This is a genomic window from Photobacterium sp. GB-72 (assembly GCF_003026095.1).
Taxonomy (GTDB): Bacteria; Pseudomonadota; Gammaproteobacteria; order Enterobacterales; family Vibrionaceae; genus Photobacterium.
In genome coordinates, this window is the sequence record NZ_PYNV01000006.1 from 22,669 (window position 1) to 48,932 (window position 26,264).

20 protein-coding genes are annotated in these 26,264 nt (G+C 38.3%); 7 read left to right on the forward strand and 13 right to left on the reverse strand.

Annotated features, from left to right (window positions below):
• Positions 1–7: 7 nt before the first annotated feature.
• Positions 8–1,243, reverse strand: coding sequence for a molybdopterin molybdotransferase MoeA (gene moeA, locus C9J40_RS08980; protein ID WP_105060310.1), 1,236 nt, complete (start codon positions 1,241–1,243; stop codon positions 8–10).
• A 306-nt stretch (positions 1,244–1,549) separates the two neighbouring features.
• Between moeA and folE the strand changes: the two genes are divergently transcribed.
• Together folE and C9J40_RS08995 are read left to right on the forward strand one after the other, a co-directional pair.
• A complete protein-coding gene (gene folE / locus C9J40_RS08990) occupies positions 1,550–2,203 on the forward strand; it encodes a GTP cyclohydrolase I FolE (RefSeq protein ID WP_107208468.1) in 654 nt (217 codons plus the stop codon).
• 151 nt (positions 2,204–2,354) lie between these two features.
• Positions 2,355–3,302 carry a LysR family transcriptional regulator gene (locus tag C9J40_RS08995; RefSeq protein WP_107208467.1) on the forward strand — a complete coding sequence of 316 codons (948 nt, stop codon included), beginning with the start codon at positions 2,355–2,357 and terminating at the stop codon, positions 3,300–3,302.
• A 120-nt stretch (positions 3,303–3,422) separates the two neighbouring features.
• Here the strand turns inward: C9J40_RS08995 and C9J40_RS09000 are convergent, their stop codons facing one another.
• Positions 3,423–4,295, reverse strand: a complete 873-nt coding sequence (locus C9J40_RS09000) for a YjjW family glycine radical enzyme activase (RefSeq protein ID WP_255418320.1) — start codon at positions 4,293–4,295, stop codon at positions 3,423–3,425.
• Positions 4,296–4,309: 14 nt separating this feature from the next.
• Positions 4,310–5,854, reverse strand: coding sequence for a YjjI family glycine radical enzyme (locus tag C9J40_RS09005; RefSeq protein ID WP_107246586.1), 1,545 nt, complete (start codon positions 5,852–5,854; stop codon positions 4,310–4,312).
• A 122-nt stretch (positions 5,855–5,976) separates the two neighbouring features.
• Between C9J40_RS09005 and C9J40_RS09010 the strand changes: the two genes are divergently transcribed.
• From C9J40_RS09010 to C9J40_RS09020, 3 genes are all read left to right on the forward strand, one after another.
• Positions 5,977–6,234, forward strand: coding sequence for a DUF333 domain-containing protein (locus C9J40_RS09010; protein WP_107208465.1), 258 nt, complete (start codon positions 5,977–5,979; stop codon positions 6,232–6,234).
• Positions 6,235–6,611: 377 nt separating this feature from the next.
• Entirely contained in the window at positions 6,612–8,375 is a 1,764-nt protein-coding gene (locus C9J40_RS09015) for a murein L,D-transpeptidase (protein WP_107246588.1), read from the forward strand.
• Positions 8,376–8,538: 163 nt separating this feature from the next.
• A complete protein-coding gene (locus C9J40_RS09020) occupies positions 8,539–9,267 on the forward strand; it encodes an HAD family hydrolase (RefSeq protein ID WP_107208463.1) in 729 nt (242 codons plus the stop codon).
• Between the two features lie 50 nt (positions 9,268–9,317).
• Here the strand turns inward: C9J40_RS09020 and C9J40_RS09025 are convergent, their stop codons facing one another.
• Positions 9,318–10,280 (reverse strand): TerC family protein, encoded by a 963-nt coding sequence (locus C9J40_RS09025; protein WP_107208462.1) that lies wholly within the window; start codon positions 10,278–10,280, stop codon positions 9,318–9,320.
• Between the two features lie 811 nt (positions 10,281–11,091).
• On the opposite strand from C9J40_RS09025, the gene C9J40_RS09030 reads away from it, so the two are divergent.
• Positions 11,092–11,490, forward strand: a complete 399-nt coding sequence (locus C9J40_RS09030; protein ID WP_107246590.1) for a hypothetical protein — start codon at positions 11,092–11,094, stop codon at positions 11,488–11,490.
• A 58-nt stretch (positions 11,491–11,548) separates the two neighbouring features.
• Here C9J40_RS09030 and C9J40_RS09035 read toward each other — a convergent pair whose 3' ends face one another.
• From C9J40_RS09035 to C9J40_RS09050, 4 genes are all read right to left on the reverse strand, one after another.
• Complete coding sequence (locus C9J40_RS09035) at positions 11,549–12,919, reverse strand: DASS family sodium-coupled anion symporter (RefSeq protein ID WP_107208460.1); 1,371 nt, start codon at positions 12,917–12,919, stop codon at positions 11,549–11,551.
• A 484-nt stretch (positions 12,920–13,403) separates the two neighbouring features.
• Entirely contained in the window at positions 13,404–14,150 is a 747-nt protein-coding gene (locus tag C9J40_RS09040) for a vancomycin high temperature exclusion protein (RefSeq protein WP_107208459.1), read from the reverse strand.
• Between the two features lie 200 nt (positions 14,151–14,350).
• Positions 14,351–16,039 (reverse strand): NAD-dependent malic enzyme, encoded by a 1,689-nt coding sequence (locus C9J40_RS09045; protein ID WP_107246592.1) that lies wholly within the window; start codon positions 16,037–16,039, stop codon positions 14,351–14,353.
• A gap of 489 nt (positions 16,040–16,528) precedes the next feature.
• Positions 16,529–17,425, reverse strand: coding sequence for a 1,4-dihydroxy-2-naphthoyl-CoA synthase (locus C9J40_RS09050; protein ID WP_107246593.1), 897 nt, complete (start codon positions 17,423–17,425; stop codon positions 16,529–16,531).
• Positions 17,426–17,574: 149 nt separating this feature from the next.
• Here C9J40_RS09050 and C9J40_RS09055 point away from each other — a divergent pair, with 149 nt between their 5' ends.
• Positions 17,575–20,058 (forward strand): helicase-related protein, encoded by a 2,484-nt coding sequence (locus C9J40_RS09055; protein WP_107246595.1) that lies wholly within the window; start codon positions 17,575–17,577, stop codon positions 20,056–20,058.
• Between the two features lie 47 nt (positions 20,059–20,105).
• Here C9J40_RS09055 and C9J40_RS22135 read toward each other — a convergent pair whose 3' ends face one another.
• From C9J40_RS22135 to C9J40_RS09085, 5 genes are all read right to left on the reverse strand, one after another.
• Complete coding sequence (locus C9J40_RS22135) at positions 20,106–20,909, reverse strand: hypothetical protein (protein ID WP_199187060.1); 804 nt, start codon at positions 20,907–20,909, stop codon at positions 20,106–20,108.
• 87 nt (positions 20,910–20,996) lie between these two features.
• Positions 20,997–22,568, reverse strand: a complete 1,572-nt coding sequence (locus C9J40_RS09070) for an LruC domain-containing protein (RefSeq protein ID WP_158259280.1) — start codon at positions 22,566–22,568, stop codon at positions 20,997–20,999.
• 34 nt (positions 22,569–22,602) lie between these two features.
• The gene (locus C9J40_RS09075; protein ID WP_107208453.1) at positions 22,603–23,103 is read right to left on the reverse strand and encodes a hypothetical protein; all 501 of its coding nucleotides are present in this window, start codon (positions 23,101–23,103) and stop codon (positions 22,603–22,605) included.
• 19 nt (positions 23,104–23,122) lie between these two features.
• Positions 23,123–25,297 (reverse strand): LruC domain-containing protein, encoded by a 2,175-nt coding sequence (locus C9J40_RS09080; RefSeq protein WP_107208452.1) that lies wholly within the window; start codon positions 25,295–25,297, stop codon positions 23,123–23,125.
• 493 nt (positions 25,298–25,790) lie between these two features.
• Positions 25,791–26,246 (reverse strand): TerB family tellurite resistance protein, encoded by a 456-nt coding sequence (locus C9J40_RS09085; RefSeq protein WP_107208451.1) that lies wholly within the window; start codon positions 26,244–26,246, stop codon positions 25,791–25,793.
• Positions 26,247–26,264: the final 18 nt, after the last annotated feature.

Sequence of the window (26,264 nt, forward strand, 5' to 3'; positions counted from 1 at the left end):
CGTTTGCTTAGTACAAGGTGTGGTTGAAGATTTCGATAGTCACATCTTCACCCGCTTGAACACGACCACGATCTTGCTCTAGTACCACAAAGCAGTTAGCAAGGTGCATTGAACTAAAGGCACCAGAGCCTTGATTGCCTGTTGTTGCTACTTCTAATTGACCTTCAACGTTAATGCTGTAAATACCACGTTGGAAATCGGTACGACCAGGGCGTTTTTTAAACATTGTTGTCGCTTTTGCTTTTACACGAACAGGCGGTTGGTATTGGCTGTTACCTGCTAGTTTCGCCAGCATAGGTTGTACTAGTTGGTATAAAGTCAGCATTGCTGATACTGGGTTGCCCGGTAGGCCACAGAACCAAGCATTATTGATTTTACCAAACGCGAAAGGTTTACCCGGTTTCATGGCGATTTTCCAAAAACCGATTTGGCCTTCTTGATCCAAAATATCTTTGGTGTAATCCGCTTCACCGACACTAACGCCACCTGATGTGATTAATACGTCGGCTTCTGTTGAGCCTTTTAAAAATGCGTCACGCAGTTTTTCAGGGCAGTCCGGAATAATGCCTAAATCTAACACTTCACAACCAAATTTTTCTAGTAGAGCGCGAATACCGTAGCGATTGCTGTCGTAGATTTGACCAGCTTCTAGTGTTTCGCCTACTGGACGTAATTCGTCACCAGTAGAAAAGAAAGCCACTTTCGGGCGGTGGTACGTTTCAAGCTCTGCAATACCAAGTGATGCAAGTAAAGGCATTTCACGCGCAGTTAAACGTGTACCTGTTACTAGCACAGTTTCACCAAGGCTTACGTCATCACCAATTGGGCGCACGTTATCGTTCGCTTTTGGCTTGATATTAAAAGTGATGTTCTCACCATCAACAGACGTTTCCTCTTGCATAATCACGGTATCTGTACCGGCAGGCATTTCAGCACCCGTCATAATACGGATACATTGACCTTGCTGACATTTACCTTCAAATGGAACACCAGCGAAAGATTTACCCGCTAAAATCAATGTATCTGTATTTGCTAAGTCTTCAGCACGAAGCGCGTAACCATCCATTGCCGAGTTCGCAAATGGTGGTACGTTGATAGGCGAAAGAATATCTTGCGCTAGCACTAATCCCATTGCATCGGCTAATGCTACCGTTGATGTTGTAGTTGTAGAGGAAACTTGCTCAAGAATATTTTCAATGGCAGTTTCAACGGGCATAAGGCCTGGTACGTCGCAGCATCCCATAATGGTATCCATCTCGTTATTGTTTAATTTGAATCATAGTGGCTTTGAAGCAAGAGCATCAGTAAAATGATAAATATTAATAGCCCTTCAAACCACGTATTAAATCGCTTAATTATGATTTTACCCTTTATTGTTAAGGGCTGTAAGGGATTGATTATGCCAAAATTAGGCCAATTGGACTAATCCCTAATAAATGGGAGGTGTAATTATTTTCATTTGGAGGTATTCTGCGTATGTTTTTAGCGCTGGCGAGCGAAAACAGGCTTGTTTTATTGCATTTCAGCCTGTGCCAGTTGGAGGAAAAGAATGACAGCATTAAGTGAATCTGCAGTACTAGTTCGTGATGCATTAGCAGCCCGTGGTCTTGAAACCCCAATGGTTGAACAAGATGTTAGCCGCGAAGAGAAAAAAGAAAAGATTGAATACCACATGCGTGAGATCTTATCGTTACTCGCGCTAGATCTGACTGATGATAGCTTGGTTGAAACCCCACACCGCATTGCGAAAATGTACGTTGATGAAGTGTTTTCAGGTTTAGACTATGCCAATTTCCCTAAAATCACCGTCATTGAAAATAAAATGAAGTGTGATGAAATGGTGCGAGTTAAAGACATCACGTTAACCAGTACGTGTGAGCACCATTTAGTAACGATTGATGGTAAAGCGACGGTTGCTTATATTCCTCGTGGGAAAATTATTGGTTTATCCAAAATTAACCGTATTGTTCGTTTCTTTGCTCAGCGCCCACAAGTTCAAGAGCGTTTAACACAACAAGTGTTAGTCGCACTTCAAACATTATTAGAAAGTGATGATGTCGCAGTTACGATTGATGCAACGCATTATTGCGTAAAAGCGCGTGGTGTTATGGATGCAACCAGTGTAACCACAACCACAGCGCTTGGTGGTATTTTTAAGAAAAATTCAGCGACACGTGCAGAGTTCTTAAACGGTATTCGATAAATAATAGTTTACGCTATTGTTGAAATTTAAAACAAAAACAACGTGCGCTATTAATAAATGAACAGAAATGCTAGTCCTTTATTGACTAGCATTTTTTTTATCTCATACTGCTGAATTATCGATTTTCTGGCTTATATATTAAAGGTCGCAGATGGATTTAATTAAACTTTCTCGTATAAGTATGAAACACTTAATTACCTTGCACGTAATGCTAGATACGCTAAGTGTTACGGCATGTGCAGAGCGATTATGTGTAAGCCCTTCTTCCGTTAGTAAAACACTCAGCCAATTACGTGACAATCTCAATGACGAACTCTTTTATCGTCATGGTAATAAGCTAATTTCTACTCCTTTAGCTCGTAGGCTAGGCCCTACGGTTCACCAAATGATCAGTGATATGAATCAGATCATGACCAAAGAAGCGTTTCAGCCAGAAGAGTATGAAGGGAGTTTTTCACTTGCGATGCGGGAAAGTACTTTTGAATTAATCGCCGGTGGTCTTTATGCCCATGTTCTAAAAAAAGCGCCGAATGTCCGTTTTGATATTTGGTCGAAAGACAGCATTGGTTTTGATGGTTTAACCAAAGGCATATTGGATTTTGTGATTTTGCCACACGATCTTAGCCAGCCACCATTGATGCAAAATAACTTAGTATGGCAGACCTTGTTTACCGATGAGATGGTTTGCTTAATGGCGCATGATCATCCTCTTGCCGATAAAGAGCTGACAATAGAAAATTATTTAAATTGTGGTCATATTGGTATTTTGGATAGTGATTTAAGTGTGCCATTTTTTGAGATGCAATTAACGCAACAGCATCATAAAAGAAAAGTGGTGGTGAATGTCGCAGACTTTGGTGGTGCAGCGACGATGTGTCATAACAGTAATTTGTTATTTACCTGCTCTAAACGTTGGGCAAGTACTGCATTACAGTCTAAAGCACTTGTTGAAAAGCCGTTACCGTTTAATTATGGCAAGGTTGCTTATAGTTTGGTGTGGCATCAACCGAGCATGAATGATCCTGCTCTTCGTTGGTTACATCAGCAAATTTTAATTCTTTGTGGCGTTGAAGATAAGACAGCAGAGATTGATTTATAAAGTCTCACTTCAAAAGTTACGTTAGGAAGTGAGGTTCTAAAGAAAACGTAACTCCGACTGCTGAGCGACTTAATTAATTATGTCGCTATGATCAGCAGACGGAATATCTAAATTTTTGATTTAATAAATAGCAGGAGTCAGTAAGTTTTTCACGCCACGCTCTGATAGTTCGTTAGCTAATTGATTAATCTCTTCTTGGTTACACTCATCCCAGTTGAGTGCATCACCTACCACACCATGATGCCTGAAAGCATTGAGCTTTATTTTCACACTGCTTGAAAAGGGACGTAAGTAATACGCTACTTTTTCTATCTGCTCCATAAAATCGGTATTATTAGGAATATGCAGAAGTCTTATTTCGTGTAATTTGTTTTGAGCATGAAGAAAATTCATCGTTTCAAAAACGCGGTGGTTACTTCTGTTGGTTAACCATTTATGCGTTTCATCGTGCCATGCTTTTAAGTCAATCATCGCACCATCAAGGTAGGGGGTAAGGTGTTTCCAACCCGTTACGCTTAAACTGCCATTACTGTCTATCATGCATGTTAAATGTTTCAGTGAAGCCGTCGTTTTTATTAAACGAAATAGCGAAATAATAAAAGGTAAATTAAGTGATGCCTCGCCACCAGAAACGGTAATACCATTAATAAATAACCTATTTTCATGAATTTTTTCAATTAATTCAGAAACAGACATCGTTATGGTTTTAGGGCTCGCTTGTCGAGGGCAAGCCTCAATACACTTATCACATTCAGTGCATAATGCTTGATTCCATGCCACTTTAGTTTTTTCATTTTCCGTATGAATAGCTTGTAATGCTTGTGTTGGGCATTGCTTAACACAGTCTGCACAATGGTTACAAAGACCGATGGTTTGTGGGTTATGGCAATTTTTGCAGTTGTAGTTACATCCTTGAAAAAAAATCACCATTCGGTTGCCGGGTCCATCAACGCACGAAAAATTAAGTATCTTACTAATAGTGGCTGAAATCATTTACTTGTTAACTCTTAATTCTCAATAGAGAGATGTGAATAATGAGGTGTTTGCTCGTGACTTAACACACGAGGTATACGTTTTAAAATGTCGGTTTGTTCGCTGGCTTCTGAGCCTAACCACGTTGTATTGGTACGTGAACCGGCCTCTTTGAATTTAGCAACATCAGATAGCTTAATCATATAGCCCGTTACTCGAACAAGATCGTTTGAGTGAACGTTTACGGTAAACTCACGAAACCCCATATTTAATGCGCCTTTACATAAGGTAACCATGGCGAGTGGATTTTGTTTGATTGTTTCATCAATGGTTAAAATATCGCTGATACCTGATAGGTAATACTGATGATGTGCAGCCAGCGCTTTAATGTGCAAAACAGGATCAGGCTCTGTACCATAAGGAATACGGATCCCTGGTGTTACGTTTTGATCGCTGCTAATACCACCTTGCGAGTGCAATAGTGCTCGCTGGTTATAACCATATTTCACTGGTGTATTCGTGACAATGTCACTTAATAGTTGAGTGATAGATAATGCTAATGCATTGGCTGAATCACTGTGGCCATATTTTTCTGTTGAGCCTGATTTCTCCAATAATAAATTGACTGCTTCTGCCATACCGTAGATACCAAACATTGGGGCAAAACGGTTTTCATCAATCAATTGTTCTTGTACTAAAAAGCTAGTATAGAAGTTTGATTCTTCATGAAGAAATGCTGAACGCGCTTCAATAAGTCCGAAAGTCATTTGGCAATAATGCGGTAGCACTTGGTTGATGAAGTTATCTACATCTGTTGCTTTTTCTGCCGCCGCTTTTAAGTTTAAGCGTACAAGTGTATTTGCGCCGCCTGCTAACGGTAGTGAGTTGTAGCAACTAACAATACCAAAGCCTTGTTTACCAAATGTATCTTTAAACATTGGGTAGTTGGCAATATGGGGTTTACTGCATTCACAAATATTTTGGCAAGCTTGTTCGAGTAAAGATATTGGTGATACTTCAGCGTCGTACATAAAAGTGAGATTAGGCGCGACTTGCTTAAGCTCTGCATCAATTTTTAAAATAGTACGGCAAATAATGTTATCAGTTGGACCAATATTGGCATGCATAAACGCATCGGGTAGGGTGCGGTCGAGCATAATCCAAAAACGCTTTAGCTTGTTGTAAATATCAGTTTCAGATTCACTATTTACAAACGGTAACAATAAATCATCAAGTTGACCGATATAAACAGGGTAGTTAGTTACAGATGGTACGTGATGATAAATAATGGTGAGCGCATTGAGCGCGTCATCCAGATTTTTTGCGGGCTCTAGCTCTAAATAGCTTGAACCATTCTGTAAGTATTTAGCATAGTCGGGCAGTATGTAGCGAGGCTTAAAAGGCGCATTACCTTCGAACATATCACAGATAATTCCTTCATTTTTTGCTTCTAAAATTTCGTCACTTACTGGCATATAGTCTACAATTGCTTCAGCTTCGAGAGAGAGAAACAATGTTTTTTGTTTCGGGCTTAATGTAGAAGAAGAAATAATCTGTTTTATTTTGGAATGTAATGACATTGCAAGTACCGTGCATTGTTATAATTTAGTGGCACTTTAGATGAGATTAACAATTTCCAGAAGTGAAAAAGAATTAACGTATGTTTTCCAAAATGGAAAAGCGAATGACATAAGGGATGAATATGAAAAAGTGGACAGTTTTATTCGCTGTTATCGGTTTGGGTATCGCATTAGTTGGGTGTAATAAAGAAGAGCAAAAACAACCAGAACAACCCAAAAAAGAAGCGGTTGGTATGGCGAATCCAGCTTCTGTTTACTGTGAGGAGCAGGGTGGGAAACTTGAAATTAAAAAAGAAGAAAAAGGTGAAGTGGGATATTGTCACTTAGCGGATGGTAAAGTTGTAGAAGAGTGGGCTTTCTATCGCGAAAACAATAAGTAGCTTTATTTTTGAGCATAATTGAGACGAACTCACTATAAAATGCCGATTAACTTGCGCTAATAGATATTTTAGATAAATGGTGTTTTTATGAACACCATTTCAAATAATGTTTTTTTTATCTTTTAAATCAAGGTGATATTTGTATTAAATGTGTGATACTCAGTATAAAAAATCCTGTTAGGGTATATTTAACGTTTAAAGTTACGTTATTTGAATTGTATCGTGATTAAAAATTTGTCTAAATATACTGATATTGGCCTTTATACAGGTTATTTTGTTTGTGTGCCGTATGTAAGCGTTACATGCTTGTAAATGAACGTTTAGTTATTTTAATACGGATATCTTTCTTCTTTTATTTGATAAGGATCGCTTTAAAGATGTTTAATTCTCAGCGTGTTGTCACTCAGTGTTTCAGCAAGCTTCTTGTTTTATCTTTGATTCTTCCGAGTAGTGCTTTTGCTATTGAATTAGCACACATTGCACCACATAACTATGTGAACATTACAGGGCCGGATAAAGATACTGTTGTGTTTCCTCCTGTAAATGATAGAGAAGCTCCTGCAACGAGTACAGGTAGTGTGGATTGGTCTTCTTTAAACAATCAAACAGTGTTTAGCACCAAAACACTTTGTGCTGATTCGGTGAATAAGATTTGTTTTAAGTCTCAAATAGAACAAGCGTATACTGAGAATAAGTTTTATCCTTTTTGGCAAAATAAAGCACTGCGAGATGAGTTTGAACTACAGTTAAAAGCCGTTGTAGATACAAAAATGCTACCGGGTTTATCCCAACGTCTTTCCGAACTGAATAAGCTTAAGAGTGAAAATAACGAGCAAGCTTATGACTTATTAGCGACTGATACCTATTATGTGTATCGCGCATTCCAAAACTACATTGCAACTCACCGTGATGTACTGTTCTTGTCTAAGCCTATTAACATGAGTAAGTCGATGAGCAAATATGCCGATGGCGTTAATGTTTATCCGATGACACTTGCGAGACTTGAGCAATTACGTCCTGGTTATATTGCATTTAAACCAACAATGGATGCGATTGCCAAATACCTGAATTTACCCGCGCATACTTTAACATCATCGAACTTTAAGCAGGTTTATCGCAAAGGGGCAACACTGCCTAACGGGCATGAGTTGATTAAAGTATTGTATACCCTTGGTGATATGGATCAGACAGATTACGACCGTTTATCACTTGAACATCAGATCACCAATTCTGGTGCTGTTTTTGAAAGCTTAAAAGCATTCCAAAAACGTCATGGTTTAGCAAGTGATGGTATTATTGGTGAGGCAACTGTTCAGCAACTTGTTATGCCTTATGCGGATATTGCGCGTCGTTTAGCATTGAATACGCTACGTGTGGCTACCTTAAATAAGTATAATGAAAATCGTCCTCATATTTGGGTTAACATTCCTAACTATAAGTTAGAAGTGTTTGATAAAGGTAACATCGTATTTGAATCTAAAGTCATTGTCGGTCGTGATAGCCGTCCTACAAACTTATTCTCATCGGCTATTACGACTATGGTTGTAAACCCATACTGGAACGTACCGATTACAATCAAGCAGCATGATGTTATCCCAAAAGTGAAGCACAATATTGATTATTTAAAGCAGCATAATATGCAGATTTTAAATAGTTGGCGTGATCGTACTGTGATTTCACCAACGAGTATTGACTGGGCGACGGTGAATCCAAAAACATTTCCGCATGAGTTTCAGCAAGGTCCTGGTCCTCGTAATTCACTTGGTCGTGTTAAGTTCCTTATGCCAAATGATTACGCTATTTTCTTGCACGATACTCCTTCACGCGGATTGTTTAGCAAAACTAAGCGTGATTTAAGCTCTGGTTGTGTACGTGTTGAACGTGCTTATGATCTTGCTAATTATGTAATTGAGTACCAAAATCGTGGAAACATTCCAGAATTTAAACAAATGTTAGATGCGAAAAAGCAAAAAACCGTGAGTTTATCTAAGCGGATTGGTGTCGATTTTGTCTATCTCACGGCATGGGTTGATAATAATGGTAAAGTACAAATGCGTGAAGATATCTACGGTTATGACTCGCCAAGTGCAAATAAGATTAAAAATAAATTTATTACGATGAAAGATTTTGTTAAAAATTAAGTCGTAATTAAAGATAAAAACCAGCACTAGGTTGCTGGTTTTTTTATACTTAAAATACGTGATACTCATCAGTTTGGGTAATGAAATCATGATAAATACTAGGTTAAGCGCACCATACTCGTTACTATAAGTGTGCCTGTAATCACTAATAAAGAAGGTTAACGTGTTAAAAGCTATTTTTCTCGATATGGACGAAACCTTGTGTGCAACGTCTTTAGCTGACAAACATGCCGCGAACGAGCTGAAATTATATGTCAGTAATTTGTACCCACAATTAAATGTAGACATGTTTTTAGAACGCTATATTGCAGGTGTATATAAAAAACTCAATGATGAATTACCTGAGCTAGTGCCACTAATATCCGATGAGCTTCTCTTCCGCCAAAACCTTATTTTAGTTTTATTTAAAGAGCAGGGCATTGAGTTATCTTTTGATGCTGCAGTCGCTATTCAAGCATGCTTTGATCAATCTCGTATGGCTAGCTTTGATTTTTTTCCTCAGATGAAAGAAACGCTGTTGGCATTGCGCAAATCATATCAATTGGTTGTTATTACCAATGGTCCGGTTTTTTCACAACATCCAAAGTTGGCCGCAACAGAAATGCAGCAATATGTTGATCATATTATTGTGGGTGGGGAAGAGCCTGAGGAAAAACCGGCAGTAAGTATTTTTGAAAAAGCACTAAACTTGGTGAACTGTAAACCTGAAGAAGTCATCCATATGGGGGATTCATTGGCGGCAGATATTATAGGTGCTAAAAATGCAGGTATTAAGAGCGTATGGGTTGATACCCAAAAAGACAGCGATCATCAGCAATTAGCGCTGATTAAACCTGACTATATTGTTACTAACCCTGTTGATATTCAAACTATTGTTGCTAAATTGGCTTAGACAATAAAGATAAAAAACGCCACAGACACCTGTGGCGTTTTTTTTACTTTTTATTCATGATTGATAGGCGTTTGTTCGTCGTTACGTGTTTTCCATAGCGATGCGCCAATGGCGATGGAAATAGTAAGAACAATGACACACAGTGATACCGCTGTTGGGATAGCCCAAGCGGTACCGACTAAAAGCATCTTCAAGCCAATGAAGCTTAGAATAAATGCCAGTGCGACACGTAGGTAGCAGAAACGCGTTAACATACCCTCAAGTACGAAATACAGTGAGCGTAAGCCTAGTAATGCAAATACGTTAGCAGTAAGCACCAAGAACGGTTCACGTGTTACCGCAAAGATCGCAGGAATAGAATCGAGTGCAAACATGACATCGGTAAGCGCGATCACTGCAACCACAACAAGTAATGGTGTCGCTAACCAACCATGCTCTCCTTTAACGAACATTTTATGGTCGTGATAATCATCTGTAACTTTAAAGAAGCGTTTTACAATACGTACCGGTAACGCATCTGAGAAGTCTTCTTGTTCTTCTTCATCTTCTTTCCAGAGTTTGAAGCCAGTGTAAAGAAGGAAAACGGCAAAGATGTACATAACCCAATGGAAGTCATCCAAGAGTTGAGCACCGACTGCGATCATACCACCACGTAAAAAAAGCGCACCGACAATGCCGAGCATTAATACGCGCGGGCGTAAACGCTCAGGTACCATAAATTGGCCAAAAATTAGGGCGAAAACAAATAAGTTATCAACACTTAATGATTTTTCTAATAAGTAGCCCGTGACAAAAGCAGTTGCTGCTTTTGAATTACTGTAGGTACTTTCTGGTGCCATCAACTGCCAATTGAAGTAGATAAACACCGCAAATAAGAAAGCGAGAAAAACCCAGAATACACTCCAGATAGCTGCTTTCTTGATGGAAATCTTACCACCACGTGTTTGATACAAATCCAACGCAAACATTAACACTGTTAATACAGCGAACCCTTCATAGCTAAAAAGGCTCATAGAGTCTCTCCTAAAAATCGACCTTAAAGCGATAACGTATTGTTATTTTATAAACTAAATAATAAATATTAGTTTTTTATAAGTATAAAGTTATATGCCTATAAAAAGGCAATATAGTTTGGCAACAATATGTTATCGCATAAAGATTAAAAACGCGGAAGGCAGGGTAAAAGGGTGTTTCACAATCAACCTTACGCGCATTAAAAACTCAAACCTCTGAGTGTTTGAGTATGACTGCACCAATGTGCAAGCGATAATGGCATTGGTCTCGTCAAAATGGTGCATGAATAATAATGCAAATCCATTCACGGCTGCCGGAAGTGTAAACTTCGAGATGACGACAGACGAACAATTGTGACTACTCCCCAAAACAAGGCGATTTTAGTCTTGTATTGACAAATTTTCCAGTCGTTTTTCAAAATGATTACCATATAAAGCAGTTATATAATGGCACAGCGTTTTTAAAGGTAAAATTACGCGCTTAAATATATCGATTGATTGTTATTCTCAATAACCTGATCGAATGGTTAAGCATTTTTTTTTGTGTATTAAAGGAGATCTTGGGGTATTGCTACCACAGAATATATGGTCACGTAACATGCTTAATCATAAATGAGTAGTGATAATAAAAGGTTTCTTGTTGTTAAATCTTTGTTTTGAAAGTGTTTTTTGTAATGTTAAATCAAATGTTTTATGTGACGATAATCACAAATCAAGGTTGGGTGATTTAGTTTGTTATTCTACTAGTCGTATAGTGATAAGGACATTAAGTTAATGCTAGAAGATGTTATGTTTCTACCTAAGGATAGTTATGGAAACAATGTTGAACACATCAGAAAAAGAGCAAATCATATTTGATTACACGCATTTCCTCTCGCTTCTTTGTAATCAAAAATGGACATTTATTGATGTTGTAAAAAACATCATTTCATCTTTTGAATTAAATATTAAAACAGGCACATATTCACAAATAAGCCCCGCAGAAAAGTTACATCAACAGGCGTTAAAAGTATTATCAAGCAGTGCCAGTGATACGCAGAATATTATTCGATTATTATTATTATCACGAAATGAAGGTATAAAAAGTATTTTATTATTATTACCTTTTGCTTTAGAAGAAGAGCAATTAAAAAAAATAGAACAAAAAGGAAAGTGTAAATTAGAAAAAGAAAATGGAAACAATGAAAGGTTACTCATAACCTTATTATGAAATAATAGATAAAGAAGGTGTTGGCAGGCACCTTCTTTATATGTATTTTTTATTAAAATTACCAGAATAGCCAAGTAAATATTGTTAGAAATGCAATACATAAGATATTGAGATAAATACCAACACGCATCATTTCTTGTTGTTTTATATAGCCTGTACTAAATACGATCGCATTAGGTGGTGTCGCAACAGGCAGCATAAAGGCACAAGAAGCCGCGATAGCAATAAGAGCTGATAACACAACAGGCGATACACCTAATGCTTCTGCAACGGTTGCAAATACAGGGATTAACAGCGCTGCGCTGGCAGTATTACTTGCAAACTCGGTGAGAAAAACAACAAAGATAGCAACAACTAAAATAGTAAGGAATAAACCCGCTTGGTTTAAAAACGTACTTAACTCTTGTGCTAAGAAGACACTTGTTCCCGTGGCTTTTAATATATTGCTCAAACAGATACCGCCACCAAATAGAATAAGTACACCCCAGTCTGTTGATTTTTGAATATCTTTCCAGCTAACCACGCGTGATACACATAATAATACGATGGCGCTTAAGGCAACCAGCGTATCAAATTTAGCGAACCCACCTAAAAATGCGTTAATAGGTTTGCTGAAAATCCAACAGCTAACTGTGAGAAGGAAAATAGCTAGAGTAAGAAATTTTCCTTTTGTCCAAGTGACAGGAGTGTGGTCAATCTCAAAGGTGTGATTTAAATTTGGTTTTAGAAGAATATATAACAGACCAACGGTTAGCGGTAACAAAAAAAGACTCACAGGTATGCCAAAGTACATCCACTCGGTAAAGTTTAATCCTGCTTCTGCGGCTGCAATGGCATTAGGAGGGCTGCCGACAATCGTGGCAATGCCGCCAATACTGGCACAATAAGCAATACCAAGTAGGGTAAAGACATAAGTGTTATGACCTGTTTTACTATTAACCTTATTTAATACCCCTAGTACTAATGGCAGCATCATTGCGGTAGTGGCTGTATTACTTATCCACATTGATAGCCCTGCTGTTACACCAAATAGCATTAATACGGCAACAGACATTTTACCTTTTGCAGCTACTAGCACTTTATCTGCAATGACTTGATCGAGTTGCTGTTTATGCAATGCTGCAGCTAACGCGAAGCCTCCAAGAAAGAGAAATATAATTGGATTAGAGAAGTTTGCTAATGCTTGCTGAGTTTGAAAAACACCAAAGAATACGGCGAGTAAGGGAACGAGAATGGCAGTGACACTGACATGTAATGCTTCAGTTAACCAGAGCACAGCGATAAAGCTTAATATACTAAGCCCTAATGTGATATTAGCTTCAAATGGTAGCGTGTTTAGTAGCGTTAAAAACAAAAGTATATCTGCAATGATAATTAGACTATTACGATTCAATATCCATTGTTTAATCGTGAGTGTGAGCGCTGTCATAGCGTTTCTCCAATAGCAAGGCCAGTAGTTAATGCATCTAGTTGCGCTGCTAATATAAGGCTTGTTAACGAAAGAATTTGAGACTTATGTATATAATCGGTTAATTTTTGGTGATAATTAAGTGATTTTGTTATTTCTAGACGATTGAAATAAAAAGATATTTTATTGTTTATTCGAAGGTTAAGAAAATAGAGCAATATCATTCTATCAATGACTAATAATTTAGGTGTTGATCACAAAGAATCGCCGCTATAACTTTTGTAGCCTGTGCTAATATGTTTTCCGACAAATTATTGACGCAAAGATGGGCAGTAAAATGGCAGGGATGCAGAGACAGACTAAACGTACAGAGTTAAAAAAGAAGATGAAAACCGACGTTTTTCATCATATGAAAGATGTAAAGCATAGGTTTATGAAGATGATGAGAGATAAAAGCTAAAGACAGGTTAAAAATATAAGCCAGTGAAATCACTGGCTTTATGTTTTACTTTGAAGTGTTACTTTTTGTCACTGCTAAATTATCTAACTGCTTTTGACTATTAATAGCTGAAGATGGTGCTGTATCATCACTGATAACAGTGGAAGGTGCGGGTTTTATAATAGGTTCTTTAGGGCCTAGAAACTTAGGCTGAACATTCAGTATAAACAGATCACTCAATGCTTTAACACGAGCAAGTACTTCTCGAATACGGATTTTAAGTTGTGCCGTACCATTTGGCTCATGTACCGCCAAACATGTAGCTTTTATGTTATAACTGTCAGCAATAAATAGGGCGCGCTCGCAGTGGAATTGTTGGGTAATAATTGTAAAGTTATCCGTTTCAAACACTTCTTTTGCGCGGACGATAGAATCAAGCGTTCGAAACCCAGCATAATCTAAAACAATTTTGTCATCAGGAACACCTGCTTTTAATAAATCTCGTTTCATCGTCCAAGGTTCATTATATGAGCGGTGTGCATTGTCACCACTGAGTAAAAAATAATCTATTTTACCTTGTTTAAATAAATCTAATGCTGCTGTAATACGATATTCATAATATGGGTTTAGTGTCTTAGCTATATATTTACTTGTTCCAAGAACTAATCCCACAGAATGTTTGGGTACTGTAGAGATATCATGATAAATGCGATCAGATGTACGAGCTGAAACCCAACGATCAAATAACAATAATGTTGAAACAAATAAGATACAGATAACTGCAGAAATACGGATGAAGTTGAGCAGTTTCATAATTATCCACGAAAGTACAAAGTTCTTATCTTATATCTTACCCTAATCATTTAATAAAATGTTTATTAATTAAGAGGTAAATGTCTGCGTATTGTCATTTTACCTTATGACTGCTGAAATAATATTCAATAACGAGTAAAGGCGCAGTATTACTTACATCAAAAAAAGGTGCCAGATTGGCACCTTTTTTAAACTGAGGTTTAGAACGAAGTTCGTTTGTAACGACGATATTCTGATTTCCAGAAGTTAGCATCGATTTTTTCACGGATACGTTCATCGGAGTTTTTCGGTGCTTTATGTTGTTCTACCGCTTTCTTCGCAACGGCAAAAGCAATTTTACGTGAGACTTTCTGAATATCTTCTAATGGCGGTAATAGTGGGCCATGTCCATGAATAGCAAGTGGAGAACACTCCGCTAAGGCCTGACTACTTTCCATTAGCATTTCATTGGTAACACGGCGAGCATTAATGGCTAATACCCCTAAACCAATACCTGGGAAAATGTAACTGTTATTACATTGTGCGATTGGATAAGTTTTACCTTCATAAATCACAGGCTCAAATGGTGAACCTGTTGCAACAAGTGCATTACCATCCGTCCAACGGATCAAATCAAACGGTGTTGCTTCAACGCGGCTGGTTGGGTTGGAAAGTGGGAAAATGATAGGGCGTTCGCAGTGCGCGTACATTTCACGGATCACGTCTTCACTAAACAGTCCCGGAACACCAGATACACCGATTAAAATCGTTGGTTTTGCATTACGCATAACATCAAGGAGTGAGATGTTATTATCTGCCACATCCCAATCTGCTAATTGTGCATTTTTCTGAACAAGAGCTTGTTGGAAGTTGAGTAGATTTGGCATGCCATCAATGAGTAGGCCCCAACGGTCAACCATGAATACTTGACTGCGCGCTTGTGCATCAGAAATACCTTCAGACACCATTTGTGCAATAATCGCTTCTGCAATCCCACAACCTGCCGAGCCCGCACCAAGGAAGGTTACACGCTGCTCAGACAGTTTATTGCCTGCTGCTTTACATGCCGCAAGTAGAGAGCCAACAGTTACCGCTGCTGTGCCTTGAATATCATCGTTAAAGCAACAAACTTTATCTTTGTAACGCTCAAGTAAAGGCATTGCATTTTTTTGTGCGAAATCTTCAAATTGAATTAATGCTTCAGGCCAACGTTGTTTTACGGCTTGGATAAATTCATCAACAAACGCATCGTACTCTTTTCCGGTAATGCGGGTATGGCGCCAACCCATGTACATGGGATCAGATAAACGTTGTGGGTTATTGGTACCAACATCAAGAACAACAGGTAAAGTATAAGCTGGGCTGATACCACCACATGCGGTATATAAAGAAAGCTTACCAATTGGAATGCCCATACCACCGATACCTTGATCACCTAAACCAAGGATACGCTCACCATCGGTTACAACAATCACTTTAACGTTCTGACGAGACGCGTTGTTCAGCATGTCTTCAATACGATCACGGTTTGGGTATGAAATGAATAGACCACGACCACGACGGTAAATATTTGAGAAATCCTCACACGCAGATCCCACTGTAGGGGTATAGATGATTGGCATCATTTCTGTTACGTGATTTTCTACCAAACGGTAAAACAAGGTTTCATTGGTGTCTTGGATATTTCGCAGATAAATGTGCTTATCCATATCGTTATCAAACTTTAGGTATTGCTGATAAGCACGTTCTGTTTGTTCTTCAATAGATTCAATAGCTTCAGGAAGAAGCCCTTCAAGGTTAAAGAACATACGTTCTTCGACAGAGAATGCACTACCTTTGTTAAGAAGAGGTGTTTCAAGTAGTGCAGGACCTGCATAGGGGATATATAAAGGTCTTTTATCGTTGTTCATGCAAATAGACTCTGTAGCTAGAAGATTAAAATTGAAAACAAGTGCAAGTTTTCAGTTGGTCACTAATGCTAGAACGTCAAAGATAAGAATACAAAGGGTATGATCACTTATTTTGAAAGTTGAGCCATATTATTTGTGAAAATGCTGTTTTTTAAATTGATACTTGGTTTTAGTGACGTTTTTTGGCGAGTTAATGATGTAATTAGTTTATATGCGTGAACGCGTGCCATATTTTATAAATCATTTTTTTGAACAATATCGTCTCGTCACAACGGTATACTCAATTTAAAAATATTGACCAACGATGGGGGAGATTAACAAGACATTTACGCAAGGAGATGTGTCATAAATCACTATTTAGCGAAGGCTTCAGTGTTGTTTCGATTGATTATTCTACGTTAGGATTCATAGCAAAATAAATGAGTAAAGCAGTATAGCCACTTATTGATAATCAGTAAGTGGCTTTTATTTATCTAGAAATTGAGTCGATCAGTAATGCCAAGGGAAGCGGCTAAAATCTTGATCGCGTTTTTCTAGGAACGCATCACGACCTTCTTGTGCTTCTTCTGTACCGTAAGCAAGACGCGTTGCTTCACCAGCAAACAGTTGCTGACCGACTAAACCATCATCTGAAAGGTTGAAACCGTATTTTAGCATACGCATTGCTGTTGGTGATTTATTTGTGATTTCTTTACCCCAACGAAGCGCTTCTTCTTCTAGTTCAAAGTGATCAACAACCTTGTTCACCATGCCCATTTCATAGGCTTCTTGTGCGCTGTAATTAAAACCACAGAAGAAGATTTCACGGGCACGTTTTTGACCGATCATTTTAGCCAGATACGCAGAGCCGTAACCAGAATCGAACGACGCAACATCAGGATCGGTTTGCTTGAATATGGCATGTTCTTTAGATGCCAGCGTTAAATCACAAACAACGTGTAAGCTATGACCGCCGCCAACAGCCCAACCGGGAACAACCGCGATAACGACTTTTGGCATAAAGCGGATCATGCGTTGTACTTCTAGAATATGAAGTCGACCCATACGCGCAACGTCAGCAGTACCCGCTTCTTCGCCTTCATATTTATAGCCATCTTTACCACGAATACGTTGATCGCCACCCGATGAGAATGACCACTGGCCTTTATGAGATGGGCCATTACCCGTTAGTAATACACAGCCTACATCAGACCATTGACGAGCGTGATCGAGTGCGGTGAAAAGCTCATCAACTGTTTTGGGACGAAATGCATTCAGGCAATCAGGACGATTAATTGCGATACGAACAGTACCCTGATCTTTGGCGCGATGATAAGTAATATCTTCAAAATCAAAGCCTTCAACTTCGTTCCAAAGCTCAGGATTAAATATGGTTTTCGTTGTCATGTGGCGTTGCCTCCATAAGTTGATGCTGTAAGGCTAGGGAGTTACAAAAAAAAGTCAATTTTTCGATGAAATTAGTAGTACTTACATAAAATAATGAAACGTAATTGATGATGGAATAAACAATTAGGTTGATACGAATAGCAAGTTTAATGAATATTATGATTCTCACTGACAATGTAGGTAATAATTGCGAAAATAGCTTTGAATTCATTAAAGATATATTGGATATGCAGAACAATTTACCTATAGATAGCATTGAGCAACAATTTAAAGCCTTGTTACGTGATGAACATATTGTTGTTGAAGCAGAAACGGGGTCGGGTAAATCAACCCGTCTACCACTATGGGCTGCTATTTATGGGAAAGTGCTGGTGGTTGAGCCTCGACGGGTTGCTTGTACATCGCTAGCTGAATATTTATTAACAGAAGACGCAAACCCAGATCAGTTATCCGTTGGTTATGCGATCCGTTTTGAGCATCACTTTGATGAAAATACGGATATTATTTATGCGACTCCCGGTGTTGCATTACGTTGGTTAAGTGAAGGTAATTTAGATCAGTTCTCAACAATTATTATTGATGAATTTCATGAAAGACGTTGGGATACTGATCTTCTACTTGCGTTACTCAAACAGCAACAATCTCATCGTTTAGTTATTACTTCTGCAACGATTGATAGCCAACGATTAGTTAACTATTTATCCGCACAGCACTTACAAGCTAAAGGGCGTAATTTTGCGGTGAATGTGTTGCATCATACCTCTGATAGTCGAGATATGCCCGATGTGATGAATATCGATAAGCGGATAACTAGCTTGGTTCAAACGCATATTGATAGCCACCAAGACATTTTGATCTTTTTACCCGGAAGAAAAGAGATAGCGTCAACGCAAAATGCACTAACGCAACAGTTTAGTGAGCAAATACAAGCAGGATTAATGGATATTATTCCATTACACGCTTCAGTTACCGATGATGAAAGAAAGCGGGCTCTAACACAAAGTGATAAGCAACGCATTATTGTTGCGACAAATGTGGCTGAAACCTCGGTAACTATCCCAGGGGTTACGTTGATCATTGATTCTGGTTTAGAACGTCGTACTCACCAGCGAAACGGTCGAACAGTATTATCATTACACGCTATTTCCAAAGCAAGCTCAGAGCAGCGGAAAGGGCGTGCAGGGCGCGTAACAGATGGTGTTTGTATTCGCTTGTATGGTAAAGCCGCAGCGCTAGAGTTATTAACACCGCCAGAGTTGCAACGCGAAGAATTGGTAGAAGCCTATTTGGCTGCTTTATGTTGTAACGCAAAACTCAGCCAACTTTCGTTTATTGATCCTCTACCTGAAAAAACCTTTGTTGCAGCGCAGCAGGCTTTGTTGTCGATGGGAGCTATGACTGAAAATGAAGTTATTACTGATTATGGCCGTTGTTTATATCAACTACCTATCGATACTTTATTTGCCCACTTAATAACAGCGATGGATACCCGAGCAAATAAAGAAGCAATGGTCGATCTTGCTGCTGCATTGTCTATTCCGCAACGGTTATGGCAGCCACCGCGATCAGAAGAAAATATTGAACAACTGTATCGATGGCTGGGTAACGTATTTTGTGATGCGACGGCATTAATAAAAATGGTGCGTATGGATGAGTGTCCAGAATGGCTTGTGGTAGATGACAATATGCTAGCAGAAGCGCGTTTGTTGTCAGTTCAAATGCGAGAGTTACTTGAACTTCCAGAGCTGTCTGTTGCTAGCCGATTTAAACGAGAGTTATGGCAAGATGCTGTAATCAAGGCGGTACCTGAATTGGTTTTTCTTCGTCGAGAAAAACGTCAGCAGGCAATGAGTAACGGTATTATTGAAGTCAGTAGTGCGAAAGATTCCTTAATTGATAACCCGCCGATAGATGGATCATTATCTCAAGCAGTGATCGTATTTGATCAATTTGCCTTACCAGGAAGAGGGGTTAAACAAAACCGCATTTTGGCAACATGTAGCTCTCCCGTTACCTTGTCACAAATAAATAATGCTGAGTTAGGTGAGTTGGTTCAAGGTGATACCGTTGAACAACAGGATGGCAGTTTTAAAACGGCTGTCCAGCGGATTTATGCTGGACGGGTTATTGATACTCAATGGATTGAACCTGAAGGGCAATCAGCACGCTCTGCTATTGTCGATATGCTACTTGCAAGTGAAGTAATGCCAGATCTTGCACCTCGAATTATCTCAGATATCTCGCAGTGGAATTTATATCTCGCATTGGGTTTATATAATGCAGATTTTGTTAAACGTGCACCTGAGCCGGTTGATGCCATTGAATGGCTATCGCAACAAATTGAAGATTTAGGGATTGAACATATTGATGATCTCGAGCTCTTTGAACCTTCAGATTTTACCTTTGAGGGGATCCCTGAATGGGAACGGCAAGAGTTTGATGAGCGTTACCCGTGTGAAGTTAAACTCACTGATCTTGTGATGGCTATAGAATATGATATTCATCGTAAACTTGTTGTTGCAAATTATCAGTCTGGCAACCGTAAACCAGATCCAAAACGATGGGAATTACCACGATGGCAAGGGTGGCGAGTGCAATATAAAAAAGCCAGTCGAACAATTGATATTAAATAATGAGATAGTAATCCACAGTAACTATTCATCCTTGTTCATTTAAATGGCTATTCAACAATAGTAATGCCGCTTGGTGATGTTTCTTTTACTGCCTGATAGAAGAGCTGGTTGGCATTACTGTCGTAAAGTTGAATGAGTATAAATTCCATAGAATGAGTAACACGGATTGTGCCATTAAAATCACCATTCACAATTGTACCGGAAGTAAGCAGACTCGATGAGATTGGCAATACTGATCCACTCGTCATAACATTAAAGTCTTGGTAAATGCTAATTCTTAACGTTTTTACCGTATTGAAATCGAGTTTTATTGTCATATCATAAGATCTGTTTAAATTGAAATCATTAGGAAAGAAAAGTTCGCTAAAGTCACTTGCTGTTACATCATTTTCATTATTTGATGCTGGTTCTGCTGGTTCTGCTGGTTCTGCTGGTTCTGCTGGTTCTGCTGGTTCTGCTGGTTCTGCTGGTTCTAAATCTGAAATATTCTCTCCTAATAAGATAGGCTCTGAACTATTACCGCTATCATTTTGCGATGAAGGCGCTTCTTCGCTGTGCTGCTCACTTTCAACTTTTATTTCATCAGGTAAAGAAGGAGTTAACAATTGATGATTACTTTGCTCAGTTGCCCCAGTTGTTGAAGAGTCATTTAGAATATCTTGGGGGGGACTATTATCAATTACTTGTGTGTCTATAGATGAATTATTCTGAGGGGCACTGGGTTCATCGATATTTTGTTGAACACTCAAATCTGAAGCTTCATTGTAACTAATATTTTCCTCAGCTTCAGGAGAAGTGTCACTTCTACAACCAAAAAGAAAAGTTACAACTAATAGAATTAATAATTTCATTTATTAGACTTAAATAATTATCAAAAAATTATAGAGAGATATGTTCAGTTATTTGTTAACGCAAGTTAGGTGCCAAAAAATATTGAATTATTCATAAATCTTCTCTAAGTTAGCGTTACTTCTTATATACCAGTCAGTATTTTCACCGCCTCCCGAAATTGCGAAGTTTGTAAGCTCTGGATATGCCTGTAATATATTGGAACCTTCACTAGGATGATTCCAAATCGATTCAACGAGTATTGCCCAAGGTAATCCACTTGAATTGTGATAGGTATCGCAACCAATACCTGGACATCTATTTTTAATAAAAATAGATGTGTCATCTTGCGTTGAAAAATAAGATATATTTGCTTTTGATGAGACATCATGATTTTTTAAATGAATTTCAATTTCTCTACCGTTTATACCTCTTATATTTGAGCCATGATTTATATCAGGAGTACCGAAAATAAATGGATTAAGTGGCATTTTTGGAACATCAGAAGGGGGAATAGGCGTGATAAATGGAATGCTGGCAATGAAAATATATTGGTTAGGAGCGTCATCAAAACATCCTTTCCAGACTCGATAAAAAGCACCAAGTTCTCCTGTACAGGTAGGCTGTTCTATCTCATCTTTAAGGTTATTGCTGATAATAATAACCGCATCAATGGTTCCTTGTTCTAACGTTTGGACATTATGTAAGGTTGTATTATTAACAACAAGTTTTGTTAACAAGCCATCTACTTTTTCTGAAGGAATGCCGTCAAGTTTTACTGCAAAGCCATTGGCTAAGTTAGCGCCATAAGCTTTAAGGCTGCCGTAAATATCATAGCGTACAATATCACCTTGATTATTAGTGATTTTGTCTACACGGTAAAGTAAAGCGACATCATTAAAGTCGAAATCACCAATAAATGGCCAACTATCTTCAAAGGCTAAAGTAACCCATTTATTTTCTGATGGATAAACATTATGTATTAAGTTTTGAGCTTCAATAGTAACGTTATGCTCTTCTTCTATGTCCGTTATAGGGGGGGTGTTTTTATCTATAGTGCTGTTATTTTGAAGCTCAGATAATTGAAATTTTGTCCATATCTGACCTGTAGATGATTTTTCTGGTACTCTAATTTTTAATTTATGAAAAGGCTTATCTTTTTCATATATTAATTGTTCATTCACTAAGACATATTCATTATTATTTTCATAAATTCCATTGTTATTCCAGTCAAACCAAGCATTAAGAAAAAAGTTAATATCTTTTTGAGTTTGAATTTCAATGAGAGCATCAGAACCTTGTTTAAAATGGGTACTGAATGTAACGATATTATTTACAGAATGGATTTCTTCTGAACTATTTGTTGATGTTTCAGTGTTTTGATTATTTACTATTTCTTGCGAATTCATCTCATTTTCTTGACTATTATCGATAGATTCAAAAATCTCGTCATCGTTTAATGGTGAGGTGTTTTGAGGGAGAAAATTATCGGTTACGACGCCTTCAAGATAAATATCATTTACGACTTCATCTTGAATTGATGAACTTTCAATTAGATTTGAAGTATTTTCAGATGACGATGTGGTAGCTTGTTGGTCATTATCACCTTTACAAGCGAGAAATATAAATAGGAATAATAATAAAGCTGTTTTTCTTACGTTCATTTTGAAAAAAATGGCCAACTTTCCTCCGTTGTAAAAGTTGGCCTTATTTGAATTAATTAGAGATGGTAACTCCGTTAACATCTGCATTAACTACAGTTTGGAATGGTGCTTTAGTCGTATCTTGATACCAAGCCTCAATAAGTAGAGATTTTACTGAACTCGTTGCAGCAATAACGCCATTAAAATCACCATTTTCGATTTGACCTGAAATAATGCGACTACTTGCAATTGGAGTCAGTGTTCCATCGTCAGCAACATTATAATCACAGTAAACACTCAAACTCATTGGTTCAGAAGTGTTTAGGTCTATCTTAATTGGCATATCATAGGTAGTAATCAAATCATAATTATCTGGAATAACAAGATCCTCAAACTTCGAAACAGTTACTGGTGCTGCACCACTAACAGAATCGCTTACTTCAGGTGCTGCTGGAGATGCTTCTGGTGATGCTTCTGGTGATGCAGCACTTGTTGAGCCGCCATCATCACCACCACCGCCACCACAACCAAATAGTAGAGCAGCAGTAAAAAGAGTCACATATAAATTTTTCATCGTTAAATACTCCCTACCATTATTCAAAGAGCTGAGTTACATCAGCGTTAGCACGAAGGTACCAATCTGTATTAGTTGCACCACCTGATGTTGAAAATGCTTGTAGATCTGGATATGCGGTTAGTACATTAATACCTTCACTTGGGTGATCCCAAGTGCCATCAACTAAAATAGCCCAAGGTATACCGTTTGAAGTTTGGTAAGTGTTACAGCTAGGTCCAGGGCAATCTGCATCAACATAAACCGATGCATCTTGTTCTGTAGCAAAGTAAGCAGTACTTGCCTTACTTGTTACATCAGCATTTTTCAAATGAATTTCGATTGCACGACCGTCGGTTGCACGAGTACCGTCACCATGATCAATACCAGGGGTACCGAATAAGAATGGATTTAGTGGCATACTAGGGGCACTAGAGGCTGCAATAGGTGACGAGAACGGAATACTCATTTCAAATTCGAATAAATCTGCAGCGTCATCCGTACAACCTGCCCATACTCGATAATAAGTCCCTAATGGACCAGAACAAGTAGGACCTGGAATTTCCGTTTTAAGATTATTCGTAGCAATAGCGACAGCATCTGTTGTACCAGACTCTAGAACTTGTGTCGCATGTTGAGTAGCGCCATTAATGACAAGTTTGGTTCTGTCTGAATCGACTGCTGTGGCTGCAATACCATCAAGCTTAACAGCGAAGCCATTAGCAAAGTCTGCACCGTAAGAACGTAGGTTTCCGTAGATATCATAGCGAAGAATGTCGCCAGACGAATTAGTCACTTTGTCTACACGGTAGTACATTACTATATCGTTGAAGTCAAAGTCACCTTCTTGCGGCCAATCATCCTCAAATGCCAGTGTTACCCATGAACCTGCTGAAGGGTACCAATTGTGAGTAACAGTTTGTGAATCGACAGTAACTTGATGATCCTCTACTTCACCATAGGAAGCACCGCCGTATGAGAGAACTCCCGAATCTCGTGAAATACGGAAACGAGCCCATATCTGACCAGTCGCAGCATCATCAGGAACTCTCACTTTAAGAACATGGCTGGCAGGTGTTGTACCATCACCACCGATAAGCACCTCATCAGTAACAGCATGCTCAGTTGCTTCGTCAAACACACCATTATTATTCCAGTCAAACCATGCATTTACGAAACCTGAAGCAGAACCACCGATAGTTACATTGACTAAACCATCAGATCCTTGCTTAAAGTTCGCAGGGAATGAGATACCGTCTTCATCCGCAATGTTATCGGCATCATCAGAGTTAGGGGAAAGAATGGCATCTGGCTCTGTATCTACAGTAGGGCCAAAGAAGTAATTAACACTTGATACATTATAGTGTCGAGCACCATTACTAGTGAGTAAGGTTTTATAGGTGTCCGGTGCATCACCAAAGTCTGTATTTTCCGAGGTAATAGCTGCACTAACACATCGTGCACCATCGTTTATATTAGTAGAAGGACCGTTAGAGTAGAACACTGCTGTTGGGCTGATAGAGGATAAATCAGTCAAATCAATTTGATAAACATGTCCGTTTCCGTTGGTGCTTAGATAGAGAAAGCCAGCTGAATCAAAATATTGAGCTCCATAAGTACCAGATGGTAAGCCTATATCACCGAGATCATTGAAAGTTGCGTTGCCTGTGTTGAGGTCAACAATTTCATATAAATGTTGGTTACTATTATTCACAGCAAACAGACGCCCACCTGGGTGGAAAGCCATGTCAGTCAAACCAAGCGTTGCCGTCGATGAGGCCATGATATTTGTCGCTGCTAAAGTGACTAAATCAATCTCATATAATCCAGCCCCATTTTTGTACAAGTACAATTTGTTGTTAATCACATCACCTGTAATGTAAGTTGTCGCTGGTAAGCCTGTTACAGCTAAACTTTCATGTTGATAAAGTTGATTAATTCTAACTACTGTCTGTGAAGTTTTATCATGACCGTAAACATAGTCATCGGATTCGTTATAACCAGATGCAGTGATAGTCGCTGTCATTGGATCAGAGTTTTGATAGAAGCCTGTCGACAAATCAAGTTTGTGAACGACACTTGGATCGCCTTGGAATAAGATGGCTTCTTGTGGACACCCCCCATCATCTGTAAAAGGGTGGGGAATGATGCTGTAAGCTGGACTTGCGAACAAAGCCAGCGAACTAACTAGCAGGGAGTGTTTCAAACACTTCATATCTTGCCTCACTCAGTTAAAAATACTTATGGACATGCATTGTTTTGTTCATCATTGAAAAAATGTACAAGTTTCAAGCCAACAAATATTTAATAAGGCAGTAATTTCAGTGTTTCTATCTATATGATTATAAATGGAAAGTATTTTTTAAACTTTTCCATTGTACGTTGCATATAGCGAAGTTATTAAAATAAGTATCAATATAAAAATATAAATTAGGCAGGAGTGTCTATATATTCAAACCTGTCTTTCTTTCTAAATAAAAAGCATAAATGGTTATATTATCCATCAATGCCGCTATGTTAATAACATAATAGTGTTATTAAAATTTGCCTATTAAATGATTGCTTTAATTGTCTAGTAAAATATATAAAGGTGCATAAAAATTAGTATATGTTTAACTTTGCACTCTATACATAGGATAGGTCTTGATATTAAAACTATCAAGAAAGGGGTAATAAAAAAAGAGCTATAGTTATAGCTCTTAAATAGGTTAGCTTGCAGTATTTTTAGCGCTGATTTTGGCTTTTATAAATGCAGAATGATCTAAATATATTAAATCAGAAACTTGGCGAATGACAGCCTCTTCTTGTGGGTCTATCACACCATCAGCGTAGGCAACTTGCCACATTGCTTCAACTAATTGATAGCGTTCTGGTTGCTCAAGTGAACGTAATTTATTAGTAAAATCATAAAGAGAAACAGACGCCTCTGCTTGTAGTTGAGCTTTATCAAGTAGTTGTTTTGATGTGATTTCATCAACTTCAAGTAATTTCATTAGAAGCTGAATTTTAGCTTGCTCTTCTCTTGGATCCTTCTCATGGTCGGCAATAGCTACTTCACATAATAAAGAAGCCATAGCTAAATGAAGCGTTGGAGTATCAACGGCTTTATTACTATTAGGATCATTCGTCAGTTGTCGAAATAGTGTACGTAGCGATTTGAACATTATTGTCCTTATTATTTT

Bases quoted from the DNA above. Each gene is read 5' to 3' on its own strand.
- C9J40_RS09050 (WP_107246593.1), bottom strand. From the start codon at position 17,425: ATGACAACGAAAACCATATTTAATCCTGAGCTTTGGAACGAAGTTGAA.
- C9J40_RS09075 (WP_107208453.1), bottom strand. From the start codon at position 23,103: ATGAAAAATTTATATGTGACTCTTTTTACTGCTGCTCTACTATTTGGT.
- C9J40_RS09005 (WP_107246586.1), bottom strand. From the start codon at position 5,854: ATGTCATTACATTCCAAAATAAAACAGATTATTTCTTCTTCTACATTA.
- C9J40_RS09015 (WP_107246588.1), top strand. From the start codon at position 6,612: ATGTTTAATTCTCAGCGTGTTGTCACTCAGTGTTTCAGCAAGCTTCTT.
- C9J40_RS22135 (WP_199187060.1), bottom strand. From the start codon at position 20,909: ATGAAATTATTAATTCTATTAGTTGTAACTTTTCTTTTTGGTTGTAGA.
- moeA (WP_105060310.1), bottom strand. From the start codon at position 1,243: ATGGGATGCTGCGACGTACCAGGCCTTATGCCCGTTGAAACTGCCATT.
- C9J40_RS09045 (WP_107246592.1), bottom strand. From the start codon at position 16,039: ATGAACAACGATAAAAGACCTTTATATATCCCCTATGCAGGTCCTGCA.
- C9J40_RS09055 (WP_107246595.1), top strand. From the start codon at position 17,575: ATGAATATTATGATTCTCACTGACAATGTAGGTAATAATTGCGAAAAT.
- C9J40_RS09035 (WP_107208460.1), bottom strand. From the start codon at position 12,919: ATGACAGCGCTCACACTCACGATTAAACAATGGATATTGAATCGTAAT.
- C9J40_RS09085 (WP_107208451.1), bottom strand. From the start codon at position 26,246: ATGTTCAAATCGCTACGTACACTATTTCGACAACTGACGAATGATCCT.
- C9J40_RS09030 (WP_107246590.1), top strand. From the start codon at position 11,092: ATGGAAACAATGTTGAACACATCAGAAAAAGAGCAAATCATATTTGAT.
- folE (WP_107208468.1), top strand. From the start codon at position 1,550: ATGACAGCATTAAGTGAATCTGCAGTACTAGTTCGTGATGCATTAGCA.
- C9J40_RS09000 (WP_255418320.1), bottom strand. From the start codon at position 4,295: ATGATTTCAGCCACTATTAGTAAGATACTTAATTTTTCGTGCGTTGAT.
- C9J40_RS09040 (WP_107208459.1), bottom strand. From the start codon at position 14,150: ATGAAACTGCTCAACTTCATCCGTATTTCTGCAGTTATCTGTATCTTA.
- C9J40_RS08995 (WP_107208467.1), top strand. From the start codon at position 2,355: ATGGATTTAATTAAACTTTCTCGTATAAGTATGAAACACTTAATTACC.
- C9J40_RS09025 (WP_107208462.1), bottom strand. From the start codon at position 10,280: ATGAGCCTTTTTAGCTATGAAGGGTTCGCTGTATTAACAGTGTTAATG.
- C9J40_RS09080 (WP_107208452.1), bottom strand. From the start codon at position 25,297: ATGAAGTGTTTGAAACACTCCCTGCTAGTTAGTTCGCTGGCTTTGTTC.
- C9J40_RS09010 (WP_107208465.1), top strand. From the start codon at position 5,977: ATGAAAAAGTGGACAGTTTTATTCGCTGTTATCGGTTTGGGTATCGCA.